Source organism: Vibrio sp. V42_P2S4T144 (assembly GCF_009904715.1).
Lineage (GTDB): Bacteria > Pseudomonadota > Gammaproteobacteria > Enterobacterales > Vibrionaceae > Vibrio > Vibrio alginolyticus.
Genome location: NZ_WXWS01000567.1, coordinates 1 through 4,387, shown reverse-complemented (window position 1 = coordinate 4,387; position 4,387 = coordinate 1). Strand labels below are relative to the sequence as shown.

General features: G+C 44.6%; 6 protein-coding genes. 1 reads left to right on the top strand and 5 read right to left on the bottom strand.

All coding sequences use genetic code 11. The annotated features are described in order from the left end of the window. From CAG68_RS18885 to argS, 3 genes are all read right to left on the bottom strand, one after another. On the bottom strand, positions 1-496 hold a 496-nt coding region (locus CAG68_RS18885), incomplete at its 3' end, for a YqhA family protein (protein WP_161441504.1). A 150-nt stretch (positions 497-646) separates the two neighbouring features. Then, positions 647-1,075 (bottom strand): HIT family protein, encoded by a 429-nt coding sequence (locus CAG68_RS18880; RefSeq protein WP_005446436.1) that lies wholly within the window; start codon positions 1,073-1,075, stop codon positions 647-649. A gap of 124 nt (positions 1,076-1,199) precedes the next feature. Then, positions 1,200-2,933, bottom strand: a complete 1,734-nt coding sequence (gene argS / locus CAG68_RS18875) for an arginine--tRNA ligase (protein WP_025517318.1) — start codon at positions 2,931-2,933, stop codon at positions 1,200-1,202. A gap of 220 nt (positions 2,934-3,153) precedes the next feature. On the opposite strand from argS, the gene CAG68_RS18870 reads away from it, so the two are divergent. Further along, positions 3,154-3,750 carry a VOC family protein gene (locus tag CAG68_RS18870; protein WP_086046585.1) on the top strand — a complete coding sequence of 199 codons (597 nt, stop codon included), beginning with the start codon at positions 3,154-3,156 and terminating at the stop codon, positions 3,748-3,750. 72 nt (positions 3,751-3,822) lie between these two features. On the opposite strand, the gene CAG68_RS18865 is transcribed toward CAG68_RS18870, so the two are convergent. Continuing rightward, complete coding sequence (locus CAG68_RS18865) at positions 3,823-4,191, bottom strand: hypothetical protein (protein WP_054728945.1); 369 nt, start codon at positions 4,189-4,191, stop codon at positions 3,823-3,825. Between the two features lie 4 nt (positions 4,192-4,195). Next, the coding region (locus tag CAG68_RS22415) for a GlyGly-CTERM sorting domain-containing protein (RefSeq protein WP_237667899.1) at positions 4,196-4,387 on the bottom strand (192 nt) is incomplete at its 5' end.

Genomic DNA, 4,387 nt, shown 5'->3' with positions numbered 1-4,387 from the left:
CGCCTAACCCTAGGAACTTTAAACCAAGACTTAAAACTAAAATCGAAATAGGTAATGTTAAGATCGTCCAATCTAAGCTGTCGAAGTTAATCAGCACGAGCTCTAAGAACTTCACAAACAAGATCACGATGATGACTTCAGCCAAAATGTTTTTTAGATGGCCGATGTTTGGGGTTCTGATCCAATGCAAAACCGACTGCTCTTGTGTTTTCGCTTTAGCTTTGTTGGAAATAAATAGTGTGTAGATGCCGTGAGCAAAGATGAACAAAACTAGTGCGACAAGAAACGTATCCAGTGACTTGATCAAATAAGCGATCGCGATGTCTGCTTTATCTAAATGTGCGAGTGCTTCTGGAGGTGTTTGATTGAGAATGAAGACCGCAAATGCCGAATAGGTTTTTGCTGCACCCATAAGAAAAAGCAAGAATGAAGCAGCCATAGAACAGATAATGGCGATCCAGCTGACGTATCGGAATGTGTTGAAGACTTGTTTCATGATGACCCTCTCTAACTGAGCTGGTAGTCTAAACAAGTTTTATTTTAGTGATAATCCCAGAAAAATGAGAAAGATTGTTACAAATACGTATTAATCTTTCTCTGTCTATTTCAGCCGTATTCAAAGGCGAATTATTTTCGCTAGCAGTGCTTATGCTTTTTGGAAAATAGAGCTCAGTGACAGCACATTTTTAATGCGACCAAGCAATTCGTTTTGCTCTTCTTCTGTACGGAATTCACCTTTGGTGTTCCCCCAAACCGGTCCCGGCCATGCTACGTCATCTTTGAAGCGAGCAATATGGTGAATGTGCAGCTGTGGCACCATATTACCTAGCGCACCAAGGTTTAGCTTGTCTGGACGGAATGTTGCTTCCAGTGCTTGGCTTACCGCTTGAGACTCTAGCAAAAACTGTTGCTGTTCTTTCATTGGCAAGTGGTGAAGCTCTTTAAGATTTGCACGTTTCGGTACTAAGATAACCCATGGCACGGCATTGTCTTTATGCAGAAGCGCCACACACAGTGGGAAGTGACCGATAACGGTAGTGTCTTTTGCCAATTGAGGGTGCAGTTCAAAACTCATTATATTATCCGATTTGAATTGAATGACATCAGTATACGCCAGATAAAACAAAAGGTTGACGCTTTCACGTCAACCTTTGTCATCATTTAGCTTGTGCTACTTAAGCTACCTACGTAAAAGCGGATTACATACGCTCTAGAGTATCAATACCTAGTAGAGACAGACCTTGCTTGATGGTCTTCGCTGTTAGCGCTGCTAGTTTCAGACGGCTTTGTTTCACTGCTTCGTCTTCAGCAACTAGGATAGGGCATGCTTCGTAGAAGCTAGAGAACTGACCTGCTAGTTCGAATAGGTAGCTACACATGATGTGCGGTTGGCCTTCGCGAGCGACAGATTGAACCGCTTCTTCGAACTGCATAAGTTTAGCAATAAGTGCTTTCTCTTTCTCATCAGTGATTTTGATGTCACCTTGGAGAGCGTCCATAGCAACACCAGCTTTAGCGAAAATAGAAGCTACGCGAGTGTATGCATATTGCATGTATGGTGCTGTGTTACCTTCAAACGCTAACATGTTGTCCCAATCGAACACGTAGTCAGTCGTACGGTGTTTAGATAAGTCAGAGTATTTAACCGCTGCCATTGCAACTGTTTTAGAGATCTTCTCTTTTTCTTCCGCATCTAGTTCAGGGTTTTTAGATTCGATCAGTTGTGCTGCACGAACTTCTGCTTCATCTAGAAGGTCGGCAAGACGAACGGTACCACCCGCACGAGTTTTGAATGGCTTACCATCTTTACCAAGCATCATGCCGAACGCGTGGTGCTCAAGAGATACTGACTCAGGTACGTAGCCTGCCTTACGAACAATTGTCCAAGCTTGCATTAGGTGCTGGTGTTGACGTGAGTCGATGAAGTAAAGCACACGGTCTGCGCTTAGCTCTTCATAACGATATTTTGCACATGCGATGTCGGTTGTTGTGTATAGGAAACCGCCATCGCGTTTTTGAACGATAACGCCCATTGGTTCGCCATCTTTGTTCTTGTATTCATCTAGGAATACAACTTGCGCGCCATCATCTTCAACGGCAAGACCTTGTTCTTTTAGGTCTGCAACGATCTTAGGAAGCATGTCGTTGTACATGCTCTCGCCCATCACGTCGTCACGAGTCAGTGACACGTTTAGACGGTCGTAGTTGCGCTGGTTTTGGATCATGGTTACATCAACGAGTTTTTTCCACATTTCTGCACAGTACTCGTCACCGCTTTGCAGTTTTACCACGTAGTTTCGCGCCTTTACTGCGAACTCTTCATCTTCATCGTACAGCTTTTTCGATTCGCGGTAGAAGCCTTCAAGGTCCGCAAGTTCCATAGAAACTTCGCCAGACTCTTGTTGTACACGCTCAAGGTTTGCGATGAGCATACCGAACTGAGTACCCCAGTCGCCGATGTGGTTCGCACGGATCACTTTGTGACCTAGGAACTCAAGAGTACGTACTACCGCATCACCGATGATGGTTGAACGTAGGTGACCAACGTGCATTTCTTTAGCTACGTTTGGTGCAGAGTAGTCAGCAACGATAGTTTGAGCTTCGTCTGCTGCAACGCCAAGACGTGAGTCAGCCAGTGCTGCTTCCGCTTGTTTTGCTAGGAACTCTTCGCTTAGGAAAATGTTGATGAAACCAGGACCAGCGATTTCTGTCTTGCTTGCAATACCATCTAGGTCTAGAACATCCAGTACTTTCTGTGCAAATTCTCGTGGGTTAGTACCCAGTTTTTTAGCAACGCCCATTACGCCGTTTGCTTGGTAGTCACCAAATTGTGGCTTTGCTGATTGGCGTACTGCCGCAGGACTGCCTGCAGGTGCGCCAGCGGCTTCTAGAGCCTGAGATACTTTGTCATTAATAAGTGCTTGGATATTCACACGCGTTTCCTTCAATTCAAGGACGAAGAACTCGGCGAAGTAAGTGCCGAGTTCTGTTGGAGTTCACAAAAATGGGGCTAATGATAACAACTTTATTGCTTTTCATACAGAGAGGAATTGGGGAAATTTATACTTTTTCGATTGAATGGAAATGTGGTTTGGTTTGCGTTTACTATTGCGCTCAGAGTAATGAGATAAATCGCCCCATAAGAGAGCCACAATGACGACTCCACTAGTTGAAAAACGCCTAGCGCCTAAATTGATGATCCAAGATCTGGATGCATTTATGGCGAAGATTGAAGAGCTTGCATCCCTGTTAAAACTGGATCTGAGCTTTGCTCAAGCTGACCATATTGCGCTGCGAATTAATGATACTGAAACAGCAAAAGCCGCGCATGAAGCATGGAATCAATACGGTAAGGTGATTTCACAAGCGAAAATCAACGGTCGTCCAATCATCGTTATCGAGTTCGACAAAGCGTTGGAAAGCCGTGGTTGGAAGATTGAGTGTCTGGAACTGCCATACCCTGCGGAAGGCAAAATCTACCCAACTGAAAGCTGGGAACATGTGGAGTTTGTGATTCCGTCTCATGCCGAAACTGCAGACGAGTTTCTTGCTGATTTGAAACACACTTACCCAGCGTTTGGCGCGCGTTTTAATGAGTTGGAAGAGCTAGGTGTGAAGATCAAACTGTCGAGCCCGAAAGGGGATGGCGAACGCTTGAACAACCCAACCGTGGCGTTTAAGTACCAAGGCATTTGTATCAAACTGCACCCGCATTCACTTAAGCGTATTGTGGAGTCTGAGCAGGCGTAAAACGCTAGAGTGAGAATTGCTGAGTTGCGAGAGGTAAAAAGGGAGCCGAGGCTCCCTTTCGTAAGCGAATCACTATTTAGCCGGTGATTTGCGTTTTGGGTTGGTAATGGAAAGTTTTTTGCCTATCAACTCTTCATCTAGAGTGAGTGTGAAAGTCTTTGGAAACGGCATTCGTTTACAATGATCCACTTTGTTCCTCACGATTGTGAGCAGGGCTTCCGTTGAAGATTTTTGCTCTATTTTCAAGCTAAAGTCATCGTTCTTACTGCAGCCATTAGACTCGGCGATAAATGAAATTTGACTCTCACTTGTCCTATAAGTCTCTACCATCATTGCTTGGTGCTCAGACGTCTGGTTTGTTTGCAGTCCTGCGTTTGCTGAACATGCAGTTAAACTGATAGTGCCCAAACCAAGTAGGAATATCTTGAGTCTATGTTTCATCTCGTTACCTTTTTTTGCGTCGTACGAATGAACCTGCAGCCATTAACACCAGTAGGCCAATAGATAAACTGCCGCCTGAACTAGACTTTTTATTAACGTCGTTACCAGCATCGCCCGTATTATCTGTGCTGACTGACATATTTATGTTGCGAACAAATGCTTGCGCGCTGTAAATGCCACTTGAAAACGGGTGTTG